Raw genomic sequence first — 1,336 nt, forward strand, 5'->3', positions numbered from 1 at the left:
CTCCGCCCACCCACACCCCCCCGAAACCGCCGCGTCGTTCGCTGGCTGCGTATGTTCCGCTGTTCGTCGTGCTGCTGTGTCGACGTCTGCTGGCCTGCGACCGTCATGCCAGCGCTGTGTGGCGTTCCCCGGTGTAGTTCATGGTTTGGGCTGATCGGCTGCTGCCGACTGGGCCGTGAGCAGCCCACGCGGAGCGGTCGCTCCCGTCCGGCGCGGATGCTGTGCGGAGGTTGTTTTTCCTGCGGTGCTGGGCGGATCGACTAACGTTCTAGGGGTGGGTGTTCGTCGTGAGGCGTACCAGCCGATGACCATCGCCAGGCTGGGCGAGCTGCTAGCCGACGCTGAGGAGACGGTGCGTTGGCGGCTGGTCGCCGAGTTCCTGGAGGAGTACCGGTGGGAACCGGTCGACGTGAGGCCCGGGCTCTTGACCACTGAGCCGGCGTCGACCGGTGACAGCCGTTGGGATGTGTTCCTGGCAGCATTGGCCGAGCATGTCGCTGCGCGGGATGGTCGTGATGGACCACCTTGGGCGGCGACAAGGTCGCTTCGCCGGTTTTGGTTTCCGTTCGACGGCCCTGCGGCTCGGGTGGATGCTGTGGTCAACGCACCCGCCGCCTTCCGCCGCCGCGGCGTGTTCGTCGCTCGGCAGGAACTGGAAGTTGCATGAACGCCGACGGTTCGCTGCTCGACCGTGCCGCCATTGAGGATGCATTCCGACGTTTGGGTGATCGGCTTGTTCGGCGTGGCGTCGTGGCGGATCTTTACATATTCGGCGGAGCCGCCATGGCGCTGGTCTACGACTCGCGGCGGGCGACCCGCGACATCGACGCGGTCTTCCACCCACATGGCGTCGTGCTGGAAGAAGCCCGGTCGGTGGCCGAGGAACTCGGCTTGCCACAGTGGTGGCTGAATGAGCAGGCGAGCGTCTACATCGCTCCGGGCGGTGACGCAGCCGCCTCCCGAGTGTTCGATCATCCGGGATTGCGGGTCTCAGCTGCCTCCCCCGAGCACTTACTGGCGATGAAGGTACTGGCCGCAAGGCGTCGCGACGCGGATGACATTCGTGTCCTGGTGCGGCATCTTGGCCTTGGTACGGCGGCGGAGGTGCTCGACCTCTGCGCGTATGTCTTTCCCGACGAAGAAGTTCCACCGCGGGCACGGATGGTCCTTGAGGAGATTTTCAACGGGGAGGATTCGTGAATCCGCACCGCCAATGCCCGTATGTCTGGCCGTTCGGGTTCAAGTAGGACATCGTTACGTCCACCACAGGCGCCCCCTGCTCAGCGCGGGGGGCGCTTCGCTTTGTGGTTCCGGATTCCTCGCGCAGGCTTCGCCT

At 65.5% G+C, this 1,336-nt stretch carries 2 protein-coding genes; both read left to right on the top strand.

All coding sequences use genetic code 11. From position 1 onward, the window contains the following. The first annotated feature begins 274 nt into the window (after nt 1–274). Nucleotides 275–667, top strand: coding sequence for a hypothetical protein (locus tag IEZ31_RS20035; protein WP_190251426.1), 393 nt, complete (start codon nt 275–277; stop codon nt 665–667). Then, nucleotides 664–1,200, top strand: a complete 537-nt coding sequence (locus IEZ31_RS20040) for a DUF6036 family nucleotidyltransferase (RefSeq protein WP_190251427.1) — start codon at nt 664–666, stop codon at nt 1,198–1,200. The genes IEZ31_RS20035 and IEZ31_RS20040 overlap by 4 nt, the downstream gene beginning before the upstream one ends. The last annotated feature ends 136 nt before the right edge of the window (nt 1,201–1,336 follow it).

The organism is Dactylosporangium sucinum (genome assembly GCF_014647515.1).
Taxonomy (GTDB): Bacteria; Actinomycetota; Actinomycetes; order Mycobacteriales; family Micromonosporaceae; genus Dactylosporangium; species Dactylosporangium sucinum.

Coding starts and splice junctions, on each gene's coding strand:
- IEZ31_RS20040 (WP_190251427.1), top strand. CDS start 664: ATGAACGCCGACGGTTCGCTGCTCGACCGTGCCGCCATTGAGGATGCA.